General features: G+C 45.6%; 10 protein-coding genes. 9 read left to right on the top strand and 1 reads right to left on the bottom strand.

The features are described 5' to 3' along the window. The first annotated feature begins 23 nt into the window (after positions 1-23). The 5 genes from NIASO_RS10065 to NIASO_RS10045 all read left to right on the top strand — a co-directional run bounded on the left by NIASO_RS10065 (position 24) and on the right by NIASO_RS10045 (position 7,113). Positions 24-2,177, top strand: a complete 2,154-nt coding sequence (locus NIASO_RS10065) for an alpha-galactosidase (RefSeq protein ID WP_008585518.1) — start codon at positions 24-26, stop codon at positions 2,175-2,177. Between the two features lie 46 nt (positions 2,178-2,223). Then, on the top strand, positions 2,224-3,876 hold the full coding sequence (locus tag NIASO_RS10060; protein WP_008585515.1) for a glycoside hydrolase family 28 protein: 1,653 nt from the start codon (positions 2,224-2,226) through the stop codon (positions 3,874-3,876). 513 nt (positions 3,877-4,389) lie between these two features. After that, positions 4,390-5,256 carry an AraC family transcriptional regulator gene (locus NIASO_RS10055; protein WP_008585513.1) on the top strand — a complete coding sequence of 289 codons (867 nt, stop codon included), beginning with the start codon at positions 4,390-4,392 and terminating at the stop codon, positions 5,254-5,256. 143 nt (positions 5,257-5,399) lie between these two features. After that, entirely contained in the window at positions 5,400-6,662 is a 1,263-nt protein-coding gene (locus tag NIASO_RS10050; protein ID WP_044046307.1) for a PQQ-dependent sugar dehydrogenase, read from the top strand. Position 6,663: 1 nt separating this feature from the next. After that, positions 6,664-7,113 carry a c-type cytochrome gene (locus tag NIASO_RS10045; protein WP_008585509.1) on the top strand — a complete coding sequence of 150 codons (450 nt, stop codon included), beginning with the start codon at positions 6,664-6,666 and terminating at the stop codon, positions 7,111-7,113. Positions 7,114-7,306: 193 nt separating this feature from the next. On the opposite strand, the gene NIASO_RS10040 is transcribed toward NIASO_RS10045, so the two are convergent. After that, positions 7,307-10,126, bottom strand: a complete 2,820-nt coding sequence (locus NIASO_RS10040; RefSeq protein WP_008585507.1) for an endopygalactorunase — start codon at positions 10,124-10,126, stop codon at positions 7,307-7,309. A gap of 302 nt (positions 10,127-10,428) precedes the next feature. Here NIASO_RS10040 and NIASO_RS10035 point away from each other — a divergent pair, with 302 nt between their 5' ends. Genes NIASO_RS10035 through NIASO_RS10020 form a run of 4 tightly spaced genes read left to right on the top strand, consistent with a single transcriptional unit; the run spans position 10,429 to position 18,178 of the window. Further along, the gene (locus NIASO_RS10035; RefSeq protein ID WP_008585505.1) at positions 10,429-13,545 is read left to right on the top strand and encodes a SusC/RagA family TonB-linked outer membrane protein; all 3,117 of its coding nucleotides are present in this window, start codon (positions 10,429-10,431) and stop codon (positions 13,543-13,545) included. 10 nt (positions 13,546-13,555) lie between these two features. Next, positions 13,556-14,995: a RagB/SusD family nutrient uptake outer membrane protein gene (locus NIASO_RS10030; protein WP_008585503.1), complete on the top strand. Its 1,440-nt coding sequence runs from the start codon at positions 13,556-13,558 to the stop codon at positions 14,993-14,995. A gap of 33 nt (positions 14,996-15,028) precedes the next feature. After that, a complete protein-coding gene (locus tag NIASO_RS10025; protein WP_008585502.1) occupies positions 15,029-15,721 on the top strand; it encodes a hypothetical protein in 693 nt (230 codons plus the stop codon). Positions 15,722-15,730: 9 nt separating this feature from the next. Next, positions 15,731-18,178 (top strand): glycoside hydrolase family 2 protein, encoded by a 2,448-nt coding sequence (locus NIASO_RS10020; RefSeq protein WP_008585501.1) that lies wholly within the window; start codon positions 15,731-15,733, stop codon positions 18,176-18,178. The last annotated feature ends 1 nt before the right edge of the window (position 18,179 follow it).

Raw genomic sequence — 18,179 nt, 5'->3', positions numbered from 1 at the left:
ATATGAAGACCATTACAAATAAAATGAAATCCTTTTTTTATATTCTTATTTTTCTGTTTGTATCCTTTGCGGGGAAATCCCAGCCGGATAAAATATTTATTGAAACAAAGAACACAGCTCTTGTCTACAAGGTGGGCAAGGATAAAAAAGTGATCCAGGTATATATCGGAGAGAAACTTGTAAAAGCAGATTATGCAACATTGAACAGCGGCCGGGAGATTTACCTGACGGCGGGTATGGAAAATCAGTTTGAACCAGCGATACGGGCGGTGCATAATGATGGCAATCCCTCGCTGGACCTGCAGTTTGAAGATTATAAGCAAACGAAGGAGGCAAATAGCGTACACACGCAAATTCGTTTGAAAGATCCTGTTTATCCGTTTTATGTTATCCTTCATTTTAACGCCTATATTGATGAAGATGTGATCAAAACCTGGACGGAGATCCGGCACCAGGAAAAGAAGCCGGTGCTGCTGACGCAATATGCCTCCTCCCTGCTGCATTTTAATGCTAATGAATACTGGCTTACCCAATTTCACGGCGACTGGGCGCGCGAGGTGCAAATGAAAGAAGAGCAACTCCAGAACGGGATCAAGAGCATTGAAAGCAAACTGGGCACCCGTACGAACTTCTACCAGACACAGACCTTCTTTGTTTCATTAGATAAGCCTTCTACTGAAACAGAAGGAAAATTAATTGCCGGTACCCTGGGGTGGACGGGTAATTTTAAATATACTTTTGAAGTGGATCAGAAAAACGGGTTGCGCATCCTGGCAGGGATCAACCCCTTTGCATCGGAATATTATCTCAACCCGAATGAAATTTTTGAAACGCCCGGATTTGTGTTTACCTATTCGGATAAAGGAAAGGGGCAGGCCAGCCGCAACCTGCACAAATGGGTGCGGAAGGAGGCCTTGCTCGATGGTAATGCGCCCCGCATGACACTCTTAAATAATTGGGAAGCCACACATACCAACTTTAACGAACAGCGATTGGTGGAATTGTTTGATGAAGCGAAGGGTTTAGGGGTAGACCTGTTTTTGCTGGACGATGGTTGGTTCGGGAATAAATATCCAAGGAACAATGACAAGGCGGGTCTGGGCGATTGGCAGCCCGACCGCTCAAAACTGCCCAACGGATTGGCAAAGCTGGTAAAGGAAGCGGATGCCCGTAATATAAAATTCGGTATCTGGCTGGAACCGGAAATGGTAAACCCTAAAAGCGAGCTTTATGAAAAACATCCGGACTGGATTTTGAAATTGCCCAACCGGCCGGAGAGCTATGGAAGGAACCAGTTAGTATTGGATCTCACCAATCCGAAAGTGCAGGACTTCGTGTTTAATACGGTGGATCAATTAATGAAGACGGCACCCGGCATCGCTTTTATAAAATGGGATTGCAACAGGAGCATGACGAATGCGTATTCTGTTTATTTAAAAGAACGGCAGTCGCATTTGTATATCAACTATACAAAGGGATTTTATGCGGTTATGAAACGCATTCGCGAAAAATATCCGCACCTTCCGATCATGTTATGTGCGGGTGGCGGTGGACGCACGGATTATAAGGCGCTGGAATATTTTACTGAATTTTGGCCCAGCGATAATACCGATGCGTTGGAACGGATCTTCATCCAGTGGGGATATTCTTATTTTTTTCCGGCAAATACAATTGCAGCGCATGTTACCGGCATGGGCAAACAGTCGCTGAAATTTAAAACAGATGTGGCCATGATGGGAAAAATGGGTTATGATATCCGCATAAATAATTTTACTCCGCAGGAACTGGAGTTTAGTAAGGCAGCGGTAAAAACATATAAGGATATCAGCAATGTTATCTGGAAAGGCGATCTCTACCGGCTGATCTCACCCTATGATGAAAACCGTGCCGTTGTTATGTACGTGAATGAAGATAAAACCCGGTCGGTTCTGTTTAATTATTTCCTGAATCTTAGAAAGAAGGATAGCTTTTCAAAAGTATTGTTGCAGGGACTGGATGCGGGTAAGCAATATCGGATCAAAGAAATTAATTTATTCCCGGGAACTAAATCTTTGCTGGCTGAAAATGGAAATATATTTTCAGGGGCCTATCTTATGGAAGTGGGTCTGAACCTGGCTCCGGGAAAATTGCAATCGCTCACCAGTACTGTTGTCGAAATAACGGAAGTAAAAAACTGATGGGCACTTGGGGTACATGCTTCTGCTAATAAATTTAAAATAGTATATGCTTTCAAGAAGAAACTGGCTCACAAAAGCAGCGGCTTTAGCCGCAGGTACCGGCCTGTTTAAAACAGCATCCGCCGGCGCCGCCGAACCAGCCCCGGCCGATCCGGAAAATGCAGTTGGTATTTATAATGTGAAAGCCTTTGGAGCAAAAGGCGATGGAAAAACACTGGATACAAAAGCCATCCAGACCGCTATTGATACCTGCAATAGAAATAAAGGGGGAACCGTTTTTTTTCCTCCGGGAATATTTGTATCCGGAACCCTGCAATTAAAGAGTAATGTAACGCTTTACCTGAGCGCACAGGCAACGCTGCTGGGGACAACAGACGGTAAACAATATTTTGCCGCTGCTGAAATTCCGTTACACGGAGATTCAACACTGGTGGATGGCAATGTAGGGCTCCTGTATGCTGTGAACGCAGAAAATATCGGCATAGAAGGCATGGGCACCATTGACGGAAACGGCGCTCAGTTCCGCAGCCCTTCAAAAGGAGCACCATCACCTGCCGGAATATCGGGGGCGCAACGCCCTTATCATATCTTATTTTACAAATGCACGAATGTTCAGGTAAACGATATTTTTTTGAAGGATAGTGCGTATCATTCCATAAGGATGATACAAAGCGAATACCTGAAATTTTCCGGGCTCCGCATTAAAGGGCGCGTCATTCATAACAATGACGGGTTTCATTTTATCAGTTGCAGATATGTGCACGTTCATGCCTGTGACGTACGTACCCAGGATGATGCCTGCGCCTTGTTCGGCAGTTGCCAGTACGTGACCGTCAGCGATAGTACTTTTAGTACTCGTTGGTCTGTATTCCGCTTTGGCGGCGGGTTTGTGCAAAATGTTACTATAACCAATTGCACGATTTATGAAACCTATGGCTGTCCTATAAAGATCTATTGCAGCCGTGGTTCCCGGTTTGAAGACCTGACTTTTTCTAATCTTATTATGAAGAATGTTACAGGGCCCATTCATATTGGTATCAGTGAACGGAAATCATCCAGCGTTACCGGCGACAATCTTCCGGCGGGCGTTTTAAAGCGGGTGGCATTCAATAATATCCAGGCAACGGTTGTAACGCCGCAGCCGCTGCCCGACTCAGCTTTTCAAAGCGCCTACCGTTCAGGTGAACTGCGCTCCTGCATTGTTTTAAACGCTTTTGATAATAATTACATGGAGGATATTTCTTTTCAGGATATTCATATCACCTTCCCCGGCGGCGGAACAGCGGCCGAGGCGGTTGCTGAAGTGCCAAAGGTGGCGGGTGAATATTTTGAAATCGGAACACCGCCCGCTTATGCGCTTTTTGCCAGGAACGTAAAAGGACTTTCGGTAAATAACCTGCGGTTAAAACTCGCAGCAGCGGATGCACGGCCCGCAGTGATGCTGGACAATGTGGAGCATGCCGTTATTGCCCTGTTGAGCACCCAGGGAAGGCAGGGGAGCAAGGTGCTGCGTTTTAGAAACAGTGCGGATGTACTGGTGGCCACACCCAGGGTTTTGGATACCGTAACAGCATTTGCAGCAGTGGAAGGGCGCAATACCCGGAATATAAAAGTGGAGGGAGGTGATTTGTCAAAAGCGAAATCCAAACTGCAGCAGGGCGCCGACGTTCCCGCCGGGGCGGTGCTACTTAAAGAATAAGAAACTGCATGTTTGTATTGCCACTGTTTGAATTTTTTGAATACGCTATAACTCCATCAGACTTGTACCAAAAAAAAAGGGCAATGTCGGGCCTGAAGAAGACATTGGCAAATAGTACCGCCGGAAGATAAAATAGTTAGCTAACCACCGGGGCTTTTTGTGAGAAAACGGGCATGTTATACATCTGAATAAAACCGCGTATAATTGTCAAAATTACATTAATTTTAACGACATTTTCTATGAAAAAAAGGCCGTTTTTGCGGGATAAATACTGCTTTTCCGAAAAAAAATCTACGAAAAGGTTTTCTTAAACTCCTAAGTTTTCTATTTGTATTTATATTAATTATTTACATATACAGAATATATTTAATTAAATTATGAAAAAGGCGATTTCAGGCCAAAAAGGCCTGTTTGTGCAAACGTTTGCGTAACTTTTTTTTCATTGAGATTCTGTTAACAATATTTTTACATTGACGCTTGTGTTATTAGATAATTGCTTGAAAAGATAATTCCATGAAACCTCAAATACTTAAAGTTGCTACAGAGCCGCTGCGATCATTTAGCTTGAGAAAAGATTCTGAGCCACACGTAAACAATCATTGGCATTTACATGCCGAGCTGGAATTAATTTATTTTAAATGCGGGGAGGGAACTCAATTTATCGGAGACAGCATTTCGAAGTTTGAAAGCGGCAATGTGGTATTGGTAGGGCCCAACCTGCCGCATTACTGGAAATTTGAAGATACTTTTTTTGAGGAGGACCCTCTGAAAAAGACAGACGTGCGCGTAGCGCATTTTTCGGAGAACTTCCTGGGCAACGGATTCCTGAACCTGCCCGAGAACCGCGGAATAAAGGATGTGCTGGAGCGCGCCAAACGGGGCCTGCAAATAGAAGGCAAGGCCCGGCTTAAAGTGGCAAAAATACTGGAGCGCCTTTCGGGAGCGGAAGGGAGCCTGCGCATTTTATTGATGTTTGAAGCATTGGCCATTATTTCAGGAGAAACGGAGTGCCGGCAATTGTCTTCCGTCGGGTTTAAGCCGGATGATTATTCCGACGAGAATGAGCGGATCCAGGCTATCTATGACTATTCTATTAAAAATTTTAAACGAAAGATACGCCTGGAGGAAATTGCCGATGTGGCCAATATCAGCCCCAATTCCTTTTGCCGTTATTTTAAATCACGCACCGGGAAGACCTACTCTCAGTTTCTGATTGAACTCCGCGTGGGCCATGCCTGCAAATTACTGATCGAGACCAATACCTGCCTGAAGCGCCTATGCTTTGAAAGCGGATTTAATAACTTTACAAGCTTCCATAAATATTTCAAGGTCATTACAGGGCGAAGCCCATTGATGTACCAACGGGAGTTTTTAGCCTGATTATTGTTACTTTACCTACTGGCATTGCCAACATTGATTAGTAGTTTGCTGATCAACAGTATTTACCGGAGAACAGAACTACTCAAATTTGTAGCGGCTGTTTTCCGGACCAAACAATAATTATTTAATTAACAATAGCAACTATGATGAAAAATAGTATGGGGTCGGTTGTTTTAATTTTTTTGCTTAGCGCGATGTGCCTGACAGCAGCGGCCCAAAGTGGAAATGGGGCAAATGCCGGTCTGAAGCTGGCTCCCGGCTTTTCGGCAAAAAAGATAATAGATAGCTCCGGTAAAGCCCGTCACCTGGTGGTATTGCCCGGAGGAGTGATCTATGTAAAAATGGCGCGACCCTGGAAAGGTAAAGGTATTGTGGAGCTGAAAGAAAATGCCGATGGAAAAGCAACCGTGACGGGGGGCTTTGGCGATTATGGCGGAACCGGCATTTATGTAAAAAATGGTTATTTATATGCCTCCTCTAACCAGGAAGTATTTCGTTACCAGTTGAACGACAAAAACGAAGTGATCAATCCGGATAAACCCGAGCGCATCATCACCGGTTTAAAAATGGGACGGCAGCATGAAACAAAATCGATTGTACTGGATAACGACGGAAACGTTTATGTGAATATCGGGTCACCTTTAAATTCCTGCCAGGAAAAAGACCGGCAACGGGGATCAATGGGAATACCGGGATGTCCTTTGCTGGATTCCGCCGGCGGTATCTGGCAGTTCCGCAGCGATAAGCCGGATCAGTCTTACCCGCAGGGAACGCGTTATGCAACGGGCTTGCGCAATGTGGTGGGGCTCGACTGGAATACCCAAAACAATACGCTTTTTGTAATGCAGCATGGCCGGGATCAATTGCATGATATATTTCCCGCGCTTTATACCGAAAAACAATCGGCGGAGCTCCCGGCTGAATGTATGTATATGATCAAGAAAGGCGATGATGCGGGGTTCCCGTTTATTTATTACGACCAGTTGCAAAAGAAGAAAATACTGGCGCCCGAATACGGCGGCGATGGTAAAAAGGAAGGCGACGCGAAGTATATTGACCCCGTTGTAGCCTTCCCGGGCCACTTGGCTCCAAACGGGTTGTTGTTTTACACCGGCAACCAATTTCCGGAAAAATATAAGAATGGCGCATTCGTGGCTTTTCACGGTTCCTGGAACCGGACGCCCGAAAAGCAGGAGGGCTATTATGTAGTGTTTGTGCCTTTCAAAGACGGTAAGCCTTCCGGCGATTGGGAGGTTTTTGCTGATGGCTTTTCCGGAGTGCCGGAAGTAGTATCCCCACGACAGGCACAACACCGCCCCTGTGGATTGGCCCAGGGTCCTGATGGTGCCTTATATGTTACGGATGATGTGAAGGGAACTATTTATAAAATTGAATATAAAAAATAATATGCGGCGTTTCTTTATCTTAGGCTGGGTATTGATTTCACTGAATGGATTTGCTCAAACCTCAAAAAAAGGGGCAGTAAAGAAGCCGGTCGCTGCGCATCATGCCACCACACCCACCACATCCCTCACACGGGGAAAGTTGATCTACCGTAAGTTCTGCTTATCCTGCCATCAGCCCGATGGAGGCGGCGTTCCTAACCTGAACCCGCCATTAGCCGGGGCTCCCGGAGTATCAGGCAGTAAAACTAAACTCATTAAGATCGTACGAAACGGGTTCCAGGATCCTGTGGAAATCGACGGGGAATACTATTCCAATAACATGCCGCCCTTTAAAATGCTTACCGATCAGCAGGTGGCGGACGTTTTAACCTATATCCGCAAAAGCTTTGGTAATAAAGCCACATCTGTTTTAAAACAGGAAGTGACCCAATACCGGACGGCGAAAAAATAATGGGTCGTGCCGATGGCACTTAATTCTCTGCTGAGCTCTTCAACCCGGAATAAATTCCGGATTTACCTGATGAATAAGTCTCTGACTTTCTGTCGCATAAGGAATGTCATCGTACCGGATCAGAACTCACCCCTCCCATGAACATACAAGAGGCGTGGCCTCGGTTTATTATCAATACCAAAGACGGCATAGCTTATTTTAATGTAATGGTCCGGGTATTTTTATTAATGAGCGGCATGGTGGTTTTTCCCTGGATCTTAATCCCCTCCAGCCGGGCATTCTGAACATCATCCAGGAGAAGCGCATACCGGCCATCCGGCTTTTCAAAAGCAAAGCTGGAATTTTTGATAGCGATGTTCTTAATATGACGCCCCCAGAAGCCCCAGGAAGGTTGCACTTTCAGGTTGGAAGCATTGTATTGCCCTACGCCCAGTTCCGGCGGGATCGCCGTGCTGTCTGAAGCGGGGTGCCCGCCTTTAACCAACACCCGCAGATCGTTAAAAACAATATTGGTAATATAACCGGTCGACCGGCCATCCGGCAGCCGGAAGTCAAGCCCGCCACTTACGTTCTTATTTTCGGGGAGCTGATACCCGGCCACGATCGGGGTGGCCGTGCCCTGGGTTCCGTCAAACGGGTGCCATTGCTTGTCCTTGCTGCTAAAAGCGCTACCTGCATATACTTCGGCAATATCAACGCCATTCAGTAAAATATTTTCTACCTGGCCAATGGAAACATTAGTAACCAGCAGTTCATCCCGGGCCAGACCGTTTTCAGTAAAACGGAAACGCTTTGCAGTAGCGCCTAACACCCGTCCCCGGTTAGAGATAGAAATAAAGAACGGCGTATAGGTGCGGAACATTTTTGAACGATGGTGTACCGGGCCGGTTTCCCCGCAATTAAGATGGATATTCTTAACATGCCCGCCGTCATTGGTAGATATGGAGAAGCCCGCCTTATTAGCCCCCAGCACATAAATATTGTCTACACAGATATCCGTTATGTCGTCCGCGGTTTCCGATCCTACCTGGAAAAGATTGCAGTTCGTATCACCGATTATATTCCTGATCTTATAATTTTTCGCCGGGCGTGTAAAACCCAGTGAACAGTCGGATCCCGGCTTTACAATATCGTCTGAGCTCACCCGGGAATAAATATTTGTAACGGTTACGTTATTGCAACTCATAAAATCATAGATGTCCCGGGCATTGGATGTTTCGTGTTTTGCAAAATAGGTATCGTGCACATTTATGTTGTCCGTTCCCGTAGCCAGCAATACAAAGTGACCGGCGCGATCGATTTGAAGCATATTGTCTGTATTGAAATCCCGGACCTTATTTTTTACTATATAATAGGGAGCGTTTGCTGCGCTGTCGTACCAAAGATCCTCTTTCCGGTAAATGCCTCCTATTTCAATATTGGTGCACAGTTTTAAGGAGAATAGTTTATCGCTGCGGTTATCCGGCGCATTATTCATAACCTTGTCGCTGGTTACCAGGTTGCCCTTTCCTGTAAGGGTACCATTCCCAATGATTTTTATATTATCGGCTCTTTCGGCAGTGAACAACGCGTTGCGAAAAAACGTATGACCCACATCCTGTTTGGTCGTCCAGTTTTCTGGATCTTCGTAAGGCCCCATATCCGTTGGTGATAATCCGGACCGGTATTTGCGGTCGCTGAACCACGTGGCCTCCGGCGCATCCCCGCGCTTCAGTGCCTGTATCGTAGCGTCTTTATCTATATAAAGCCAAACATTGCTCATTAAATGAATGGTCCGGGCATTATAAACGCCTTTGCTGAAGAACAGGGTGCCGCCTCCCATTTTATGAATGGTAGCGATGGCCTCGTTTATTTGCCGGGTATCATCGGATCCGTTACCCGTAACGCCAAAATCTTTGATATCTATTTTTCCTGAGTAGAAAGAAACGGTATTGGAAAAGCCCGCCTGTGGCCCTGTTTGAACCGATAACCGGAACAGGTATTTTTTATTTGGCTGTAAGCCGGATATAAAGGCCCGTCCCCTTGATCCATCAACTGATGCCGTGGCACCCTGCCAGCTCTTTCCGTCGTCAACAGATGACTGTACTTTTAAGCCCGGCGTTCCTATAGTGCTCCAGGTAAGTGTAGTGGTGGTGTAAAGGGTTGCCGTTTCGCTGTACCGGGAGGTCGGGGACGGTACCCGCTTCAGATCGGAGAGGGTAGGGGTCACCACAAAAGCATTAGTCTGGTCGCTGCTCGTTAGCACCGCCGGGGCCGTAGTGGTGTAATTGGCTTTTATAGAAAAGACACCTGTGTTTGAAAAAGTAACATTATGGATGACAATACTCAGGTCAGGGCCATTCGCCGGGCGCAGGTCCAGGTTTTTCAGGATCAGTAAACGGCCGTTATCGGAGATTGTAAAGCTGCCTGTTTTTTTATAAGGATAATTTGTTCCGGTTCTTCCTACAGATTGTTTGCTCAGCGCTTTTAATAATACCTCGCCGCGTCCGATAATATTTACGGTCGTGTTTTCAGGAGTAACGTTTACGCCTGCGGGCAGCCATAAACGCACCGTCGCATCCGGGCTTCTTTGCCCCGCGGTATATTCAAAACGAAGGTCGCTCCTGGTATTTTTTGTATAACTTTTTTGTAGTACCTCCAGGCGCCCGCCCAGGGCTGCTGTTTTAAGCAGGAGCTGAAACGGGCGTACGGTTCCTTTTTTGTCTTGTATGGTTAATTTATCGCCGGAGGCCAATACTTCGTTCTGCTTTGTTTTCCCATTTTTGTCAGTTATGGTGTAAACAGATTCCTGGGCGTTTGCTGCTGAAAGAAAAACAGCAGCGGTTGGCGTCGTATTGACCAGCCCCTCGTTTTCAGGAGTGTCAACTGTAAAAGAAAATGTGTTTCCTGAAACCACGTAAACCGTATCATGGCTGATCGCAGCCACATACCGGTTATTGGTGAGGGCGGCAGTTTGCGCATATAAGCCGGCCGGAAGGCAGAAAAGAATAAATACTATTGCCAGGGCTTTCATCACTTTAAATTTTAAAACTTCAAAGTAATGTAAAGTAGCATATCCGTCAGCAGTTCTTTTGGCGTTCTGGTTAACAATATTACCATAAAGGACAGGTATAGCACATTCAAAGACGATTTTCCCTGTTTGGAAAAGGAAACGCTTTTTTTATAGAGATTAACCGGCTAAAAAACCGCTGTTGGGAAAACGTTATCGTAAGATGCTAAAATTACTTAATTATGAGCCAAAATGCGGGCATATTCGCACTTTAGATCGTACTATTATTGCAGCTTGTGAAAACGATTGAACTTTAAATTGCTTTTATGAAAGATTATTGTAAAAAATCAGGGGAGACCCTAACCAGAATTATTGCTTTTTGTTTTTTCCTGTTTTGTTGCTCGGGAATTTTGTATGCGCAGGATATCAATGTGACAGGTAAGGTTACCGACTCGAAAGGTAACCCTGTTAGTGGCGTTTCCGTTATCGTTAAAGGCACCAGTACAGGTGCTAACACCAATGCAGAGGGACGCTACACTATACGCGTATCGGGTAATAATGCCGTACTGGAGTTTTCTTCGGTAGGATATGTACAGAAGGAAGAGACGGTAGGAACAAAAAAAACGGTGGATGTTGTTCTTTTTGAGGCCACTACAGATCTTAATGATGTGATCGTAATTGGTTATGGTACACAAAAGAAACGAGATGTAACCGGGGCCATTACTTCCATCAGTGCCAAACAAATTGAAGAACGGCAGGCCGTAAACATAGCCGATGCGCTTCAGGGGCAGGCTGCCGGCCTTTTGGTAATTAACAACTCCGGAGAGCCGGGTGCCGAAAGTTCGGTTACTATTCGCGGAGGCTCCACTTTTTCCAGTGCGGGCAATGAGCCGCTGTATGTGATTGATGGCGTGGTGGGCGCTAATGGAAATAATATAAATCCTAATGATATCCAATCAATAGAAATTTTGAAAGATGCCGCCTCTTCTGCTATTTATGGTTCCCGCGCTGCAAATGGCGTTATCATCATAACAACAAAAAAAGGCGTCGAAGGAAAGCCCAGGATCGATTTCCGTTATTTGCGCAACTACGGTTTCCTGGCACATAAACTGCGGCAGGCGAACGCCAGCGAAGTGCGGTTATTCAGACAAAAACAAAGCCCTAACAGTTCCACTGCCGGCACAAGCGCCGACTCTCTGAACCCGGGGTTTAATGCAGATAATGACTACCAGGACGCGTTGACCCGCATGGCAAAAAAAGACCAGGCAGATCTGGGGATCAGCGGGGGCAGCAAAAACATGAACTACTATGCCAATGTGCGTTATGTTAATGATCAGGGGCTGATCCTGAACAGTTGGGGAAAGCAAATACAGGCCCGTACCAACCTGGATTTTTCACCATCTGAGAAATTTAAATTTATTACCCGGTATCAATTCGGGTATCGTAAACGGAACAATATTAATGAAGGCAATACAATTAATCAGACCTTTCAGCGACCTACTAACTTTACGCTCTATTATCCGGACGGAAGCCTTACCGGATATGTCAGCGGAAGACGGAATCCCTTGTCTGTAGCCTTGTATGAAGTGAATCTTGAAGACCAGTATAATGGGCAGTTGTTTAACGAAATACAATATTCGATCTTAAAGAATCTTCGCTTTACAACAAATTTCACCTTCTTATTTGACCAGGGGCACGACCTTTATTTTTCACCTAAAATATTAAGCTCTAACAATCCTTTGACCAATAATGGTTCTGAAGAGTTTGACCGTTCTACCGAATGGCAGTACCAGGCATACCTAAACTACGACGCCCGGATGGGCAAAGATCATAGCGTTAATGCAACAGCAGGATTTAGCGCGGAAAAATCACAAAGAAACGCAACTTCTACCGATGCCCGGAACTATGCTACAGAAAGTATTATTTCTATTAACTCGGCACAAATCATTCTACCTGCAGAGTTCACGGCAAGCGGCAACTCACTGGCCTCTGTTTTTGGCCGTTTGGGATACAGCTATAAAGGCCGTTACACCGTAAATGGTTCGGTACGTTATGACGGATCATCGAGGTTTGGAAAGGACAACAGTTGGGGGCTGTTTCCAACGGTCGGTGTGGGCTGGCGTTTTTCTGACGAAGCATTTATGCAGTCAACAAAATCTATTTTATCAGATGGCCGTTTCCGGTTTAGCTATGGTAAAGTGGGTAATGAGCGTATCGGTAATTACGACGCGTTGCTCCGCTATGGATTCGGCGATTATTATAATGGCGTTTCCGGCGTTGCCTTCGGAAATTCATTTGGTAACCCCCGGCTGGCCTGGGAGAGCCTGATCCAGGCAAACGCGGGATTGGACCTGAGTTTCCTTAAGAACAGGATCACAGTAGCCATTGATTATTACGATAAAACTACCAAAGACTTGTTGTATAACCGGCCGCTGCCAAGAGAAACAGGGTTTAATAGTGTACGGGTGAACCTGGGAAGCATCCAGACAAAAGGATTTGAATTCCAGATAAACGGAACCGTAATATCCAAAAAAGATTTCAACTGGAATGTGATCGCCAACTATTCAACTTATAAGGGAGTGGTTAAATCATTATACAATCATGAGTCTTTCGTTTCAGGAAATGCCTCGGATGGCGGTAACGCCGGATGGCTGATAAGAGAAGGAGGACAGTTGGGTGACTTTTACGGATGGAAATCACTTGGCGTATATGCTTACGATCAATCCAATGCTTATAATGACAACTGGGAACAACTGACTCCTGTATTTGATGGGTCAGGCCAATTTACTGGGTATACTTATAAAGGACAACCTTACACTGGTGTAGTGCACAGTGTGTACGGAAGAGGAAGTAAACTGAGAGGAGGCGATGTGATCTTCGATAATATTACCAAAGACAGTGTTATTGATGATAACGACCGCCAGATATTAGGGAATGCCCAGCCTAAATTTTTTGCAGCAATTATTAATACGTTTACTTACAAACAATTTTCTCTTTCGTTCACATTTAATACCACCTGGGGAAATAAGATTTATAATAATGCAGCTCAGACACTCGACAATTACGGCACCACACATATTATTCCCCGACCCCAAACAATTTATGACGCCTGGTTCAAGCCGGGTGATATAACCAATGTTCCGGAAGTGAGCAGGAGGCAAACCACCGGCAACATGCGGATGAGCGACCGGTTCCTTGAAGATGGATCCTTTATCAGGCTGTCCTACGCCCGGCTGACCTATAGCATAAAACCCCAGTGGGCGAAGAAAATATTTACAAAAGGCGCCAGCGTTTATGCCTATGGTTCCAACATACTTACCTGGACCAATTATAGCTGGTTTGATCCCGAATTCCCGTCGAACGATCCTCTGCAAATGGGACAGGACAATGGCCGTTACCCCCGGAGGCGCGAAATAGGGCTGGGTGTTAATCTTAACTTTTAAAGCAATGAATATGAAAAATATATTTTACGGTTTGTTTTTTGTGGCGCTGGCCTGTTCTTTAACCGGATGTAAAAAATTTTTGGATCAAAAACCCCAGACGGAAATTGCAGCGGACGTTTTTTGGAAGTCGGAAGATGATATTAAGGGAGGAGTAGCCGCCATGTACGATGGGATACAGTCTATCTTTGATAATAACTATACCCTCTACGGCGATGCCCGTACTGATGAAGTAAGAGTAGGGCAATATGGAAATATTTCCTACGCCATGAATGGTCTTGCCGCGGGAATTACAGGTTCTGACTGGACAAATTTTTATGTAACGATCCTTCGGGCCAATCTCGGGATAAAGAATATTCCCATTGTAAAAGCGAAATATCAAACAGGTATTGATCAAAAAGCAATCAATCATTACCTGGCGCAATGCTACACTACCAGGGCGTTATGCTATTTTTGGCTGATACGTCTTTGGGGGGATGTACCTGTTTGGACAGAGCCTTACGATGATATTAGTATTGAGCCAAATCGTGCCAGAACCTCAAAGGATATTATTATAGACACTGTTATTTTGCGCGATCTGAAACTGGCAGCGTCCCTGTCCAACCCCTCCCTCAATAACGTGTACGAGGCAAATATCGGAGCTACTTATTCATTACTGATGGATGTGGCTATGTGGAAAAAAGACTATGCCTCAGCAATAACCTGGTATGATGATCTGGTAGCGCTGAAAAAATATAGCCTGGAGCCGACAGCCACCTGGAAGAATCTTTTTATTAATCCCACCGCTACCAAAGAATCTATATGGAGCGTATATTGGGATTGGACCTTAGACGGAGGTGCAGATGTTTCTACTTTGATAGGAGCCGGCAATACCAACAGCGATTTTGAGGTAGAGGACTCTGTTTGGACTTACTGGACCAAAACACCGGCCGATATCAGGGGGCCGCAGACAATTGATTTTAAAAATTCGAGCCATGATAAATTTTTAAAATTCTATGCGCCCAATTTAGATGCAAAAGGGAATCAACTCTATCCAAACGGGGCGGAGGCAAACATATTGTTTCCCATTTATCGCTGGGCAGATATATTATTACTCCGAGCCGAAGCTGCCAACAAGTTAGAGGACCGTCCCACGGCGCTAAAATTGTTGAACCAGGTGCGCGCAAGGGCCGGAGTGGCAGCGTATAGGGCTGACTCTTTGAACAACCAGCCGATAATGGAGAACGCGATCCTGGCAGAGCGGAAACTGGAACTCTACATGGAGGCAAAACGCTGGTTCGATTTAGAACGGACAGACAAGGTAATAGAAGTGATGGACCCTATTCTGAAGTATAGACAGACACGAATGGGGTCACCGGCTGTAGGATTTGGCGATCCCAGAACAATTCTATGGCCCATCAACAGGAATGTACTGGATGCAAATAACAAGCTGGTCCAAAATCCTCCTTATTAAGAATTACCTGTGGACAATAATAAAAGAAAAATTATGAAAACAAATTATAAAATACTATTCATTTTTAGCATTGCATGTCTGTTGGTTGCTGGAACTGGCTGTAAAAAACTATTTGGGCTGGAACGCCAGACCGACTGGCACTTTGAACCGGTAGTGCTGGATCCGCATATTAATAAATCGGCCTGGCAATTCCTGAAAGACCGGGCTTTGGGAACCACTCCCGCCGATACGATCTTTAAAAGAATGTACCAGGGGATCTTATATTCAGGAATTGATACCAGTCTTTATCTTCAAAAAAATAAAACGTTTATCTTCCTGCATAATGATGCGATATTGCGGCTAAATAAAAATGTGATCACCAATGACTGTTATTTTGGCTATCATTTCATCGGCGCTCCTGCGGTAACGGCAAAAAAATGGGAAGATTATCCCAAAGACTCCGTAAAGAACTGGTTGCTGTATTTAATTGTCGATGGTGATTATACCTTCGGTACGGTTGGACCAACGCCCATAGAGGTAAAAACGATGCTGCCAGAAGGAGCGGACTCTAAGAATCCCAAGAGTGTCATGTTCTTCAGCCTGGTAAATGACCAGAATATGAAATTCAGCATCAACGATTTTATCGGAAGCGGAAAAGTGGTTCAGGCACGCACCGCCGGGATCATTTCCACCAACGGTCCGGTACATGTGGTGGACCGCGTGGTGGATTATATAAATAATAATTAAAAAATATTTATGAAATTCAGACTGGGCATAATAGTATGCTTTTTGTGTGCTCAGGTGTTTGGACAACAATCAGTAAGGCTTAATTCCGGCTGGTTATTTCTAAAAGAAGATCTCGGCGGCATTTGGGAAGCCGTGCGGCCGGTAAAAGAAGGCAACCCCGAGGCCCTGCCCCTGTGGACAAAAGTATCCCTCCCGCATTGCGCGAATGAGCGGGATGCGGTGGATCCTGACGTAAATTATTACCAGGGGCCGATGTGGTATAAAACGGAGCTAAGGGTTCAGAATCCTTACGCCAAGGGAAGAACGCTATTGCATTTTGAAGGCGCCGGGCAAAAAACGGAAGTATATGTGTACACTACAAAAGTAGGCGCGCATGTGGGGGGGTATGATGAGTGGACGGTGGATATTACCGACGCGGTGAATGCTTTTAAAAAACAGGATAGCCTGGTAAAACAATTTAAAGGGAAGGTTCCCATTTCTATTCGCTGCGATAATTCGCGCGACCTGGAAATGATGCCCTCCGATCTTTCTGATTTTAATGTGTACGGAGGGTTGTATCGTTATGTAAACCTGGTATATGAACCGGCCGCGTATGTAGATAAGGTTTTTGCCTTGCCTACTGTTACCGGTATTAAAAATGGCAACCTGAATGTAAAACTAAACATCGCAAACCCCGGTCAGTTAAAGAAGGGAACAATACAATTGAGGCTGTTCGATCCACAGGGTAAAGCGCTTCAAAAAACAGAAAAAGAACTGGGGGCTTTTGACGGCACGCTCACCATCGGGGATCTCCCGGTGAAGAACCCTCAACTATGGGGGCCGGAAACGCCTTCTTTGTATAAACTGGAAGTAACACTTACTACTAGCGCCGGTACGCATACAACCCTTACACCCGTTGGGTTCCGCAGTTTTGAGTTTCAAAAACATGGTCCGTTTTTATTGAACGGAAAACGATTATTGTTGCGGGGAACCCACCGCCATGAAGACCATGCGGGAGTAGCCGCTGCTATGACAGAAGACCTGATGCGACAGGAAATGATCGAAATGAAGGAGATGGGCGTGAACTTTATCCGCCTGGGACATTACCAGCAATCCCGCATCATTTTAAACTTATGCGACAGCCTGGGTATATTGGTATGGGAAGAGATTCCCTGGTGCCGCGGCGGACTGGGGGGCGCTGTATACCAGGCACAGGGAAAACGGATGCTGATGAATATGATCCAACAGCATTATAATCATCCCGCTGTGATCATCTGGGGGCTGGGGAATGAGAACGACTGGCCGGGCGATTTTCCGGAGTTTGACAAAGAAAAGATCCGTACTTATATGAAGGAGCTGAATGCCCTGGCGCATTCTCTGGATGCTTCCCGTAAAACAGCGATACGCCGTTGTGATTTTTGTAAAGATATTGTAGATGTCTATTCCCCTTCTATTTGGGCGGGCTGGTATCGCGGTATTTATACTGAATATAAAGAGGTAACAAAAAAAGAATTTGACGCGGTAGATCATTTTCTGCATGTGGAGTGGGGTGGCGACAGCCATGCCGGACGGCATTCAGAAAACCCGGATAAAGCATTGCAGAATATCAAGGCTACGGGTGCAGCGGACGAGCGCTCGGGCGATGCTTCTTTATACGGAGGGGCGGCGCGGGCTTCAAAGGACGGCGATTGGAGTGAGACCTATATCTGTAACCTGATGGACTGGCATTTAAAAGAACAGGAAACCATGCCCTGGCTTACCGGTACCGCGCAATGGGTATTTAAAGATTTTTCCACACCTATACGGCCCGATAACCCCGTCCCTTACATGAATCAGAAAGGCGTGGTGGAACGGGATCTCACAAAGAAAGAAGCTTACTATGTGTTTCAGTCTTACTGGGCGCAAAAGCCGATGGCGCACATTTATGGGCATAGCTGGCCGGTACGATGGGGGAAGGAAGGGGAAGAAAAAATGATCAAAGTGTACTCCAATTGTGATGAGGCAGAATTGTTTATAAACGGAAAATCGGCGGGAGCTAAAAAACGCAACAGCCAGGACTTTCCGGCGGCCGGCTTGCGTTGGAATGTAGTATTGCAAAAAGGCGCCAATACCGCTTATGTAATTGCCAGGAAGGGGCGCCTGGTTGTAAAAGATACTATTAGTTTTGCGTATCAAACACAACAATGGGGGAGGCCCGCAAAAGTAAAGTTGGAAAAGGTTAAAGAAGAAAGCGGAATAATTACCCTGGAAGCGAAGTTGTATGATGCTCAGGATATTCAATGCCTGGATGCAGCCAACTGGATCCGGTTTGGTTTAACAGGAGAGGGTACTTTGCTGGACGATTTAGGTACTTCCTCCGGATCAAGGCTGGTGCAGTTATACAACGGGCGCGCCATTATCCGTATTAAAGCTAATGGGGGCAGATCGGTTGCCAGCGCTAAAGTAGAAGAGCTCCCGGTGGTGTTTCTAAATTTATAAA

This window comes from Niabella soli DSM 19437 (assembly GCF_000243115.2).
Taxonomy (GTDB): Bacteria; Bacteroidota; Bacteroidia; order Chitinophagales; family Chitinophagaceae; genus Niabella; species Niabella soli.
Note: the sequence above shows the minus strand (reverse complement) of the source record. Positions and strands in the feature narration are given on the sequence as shown.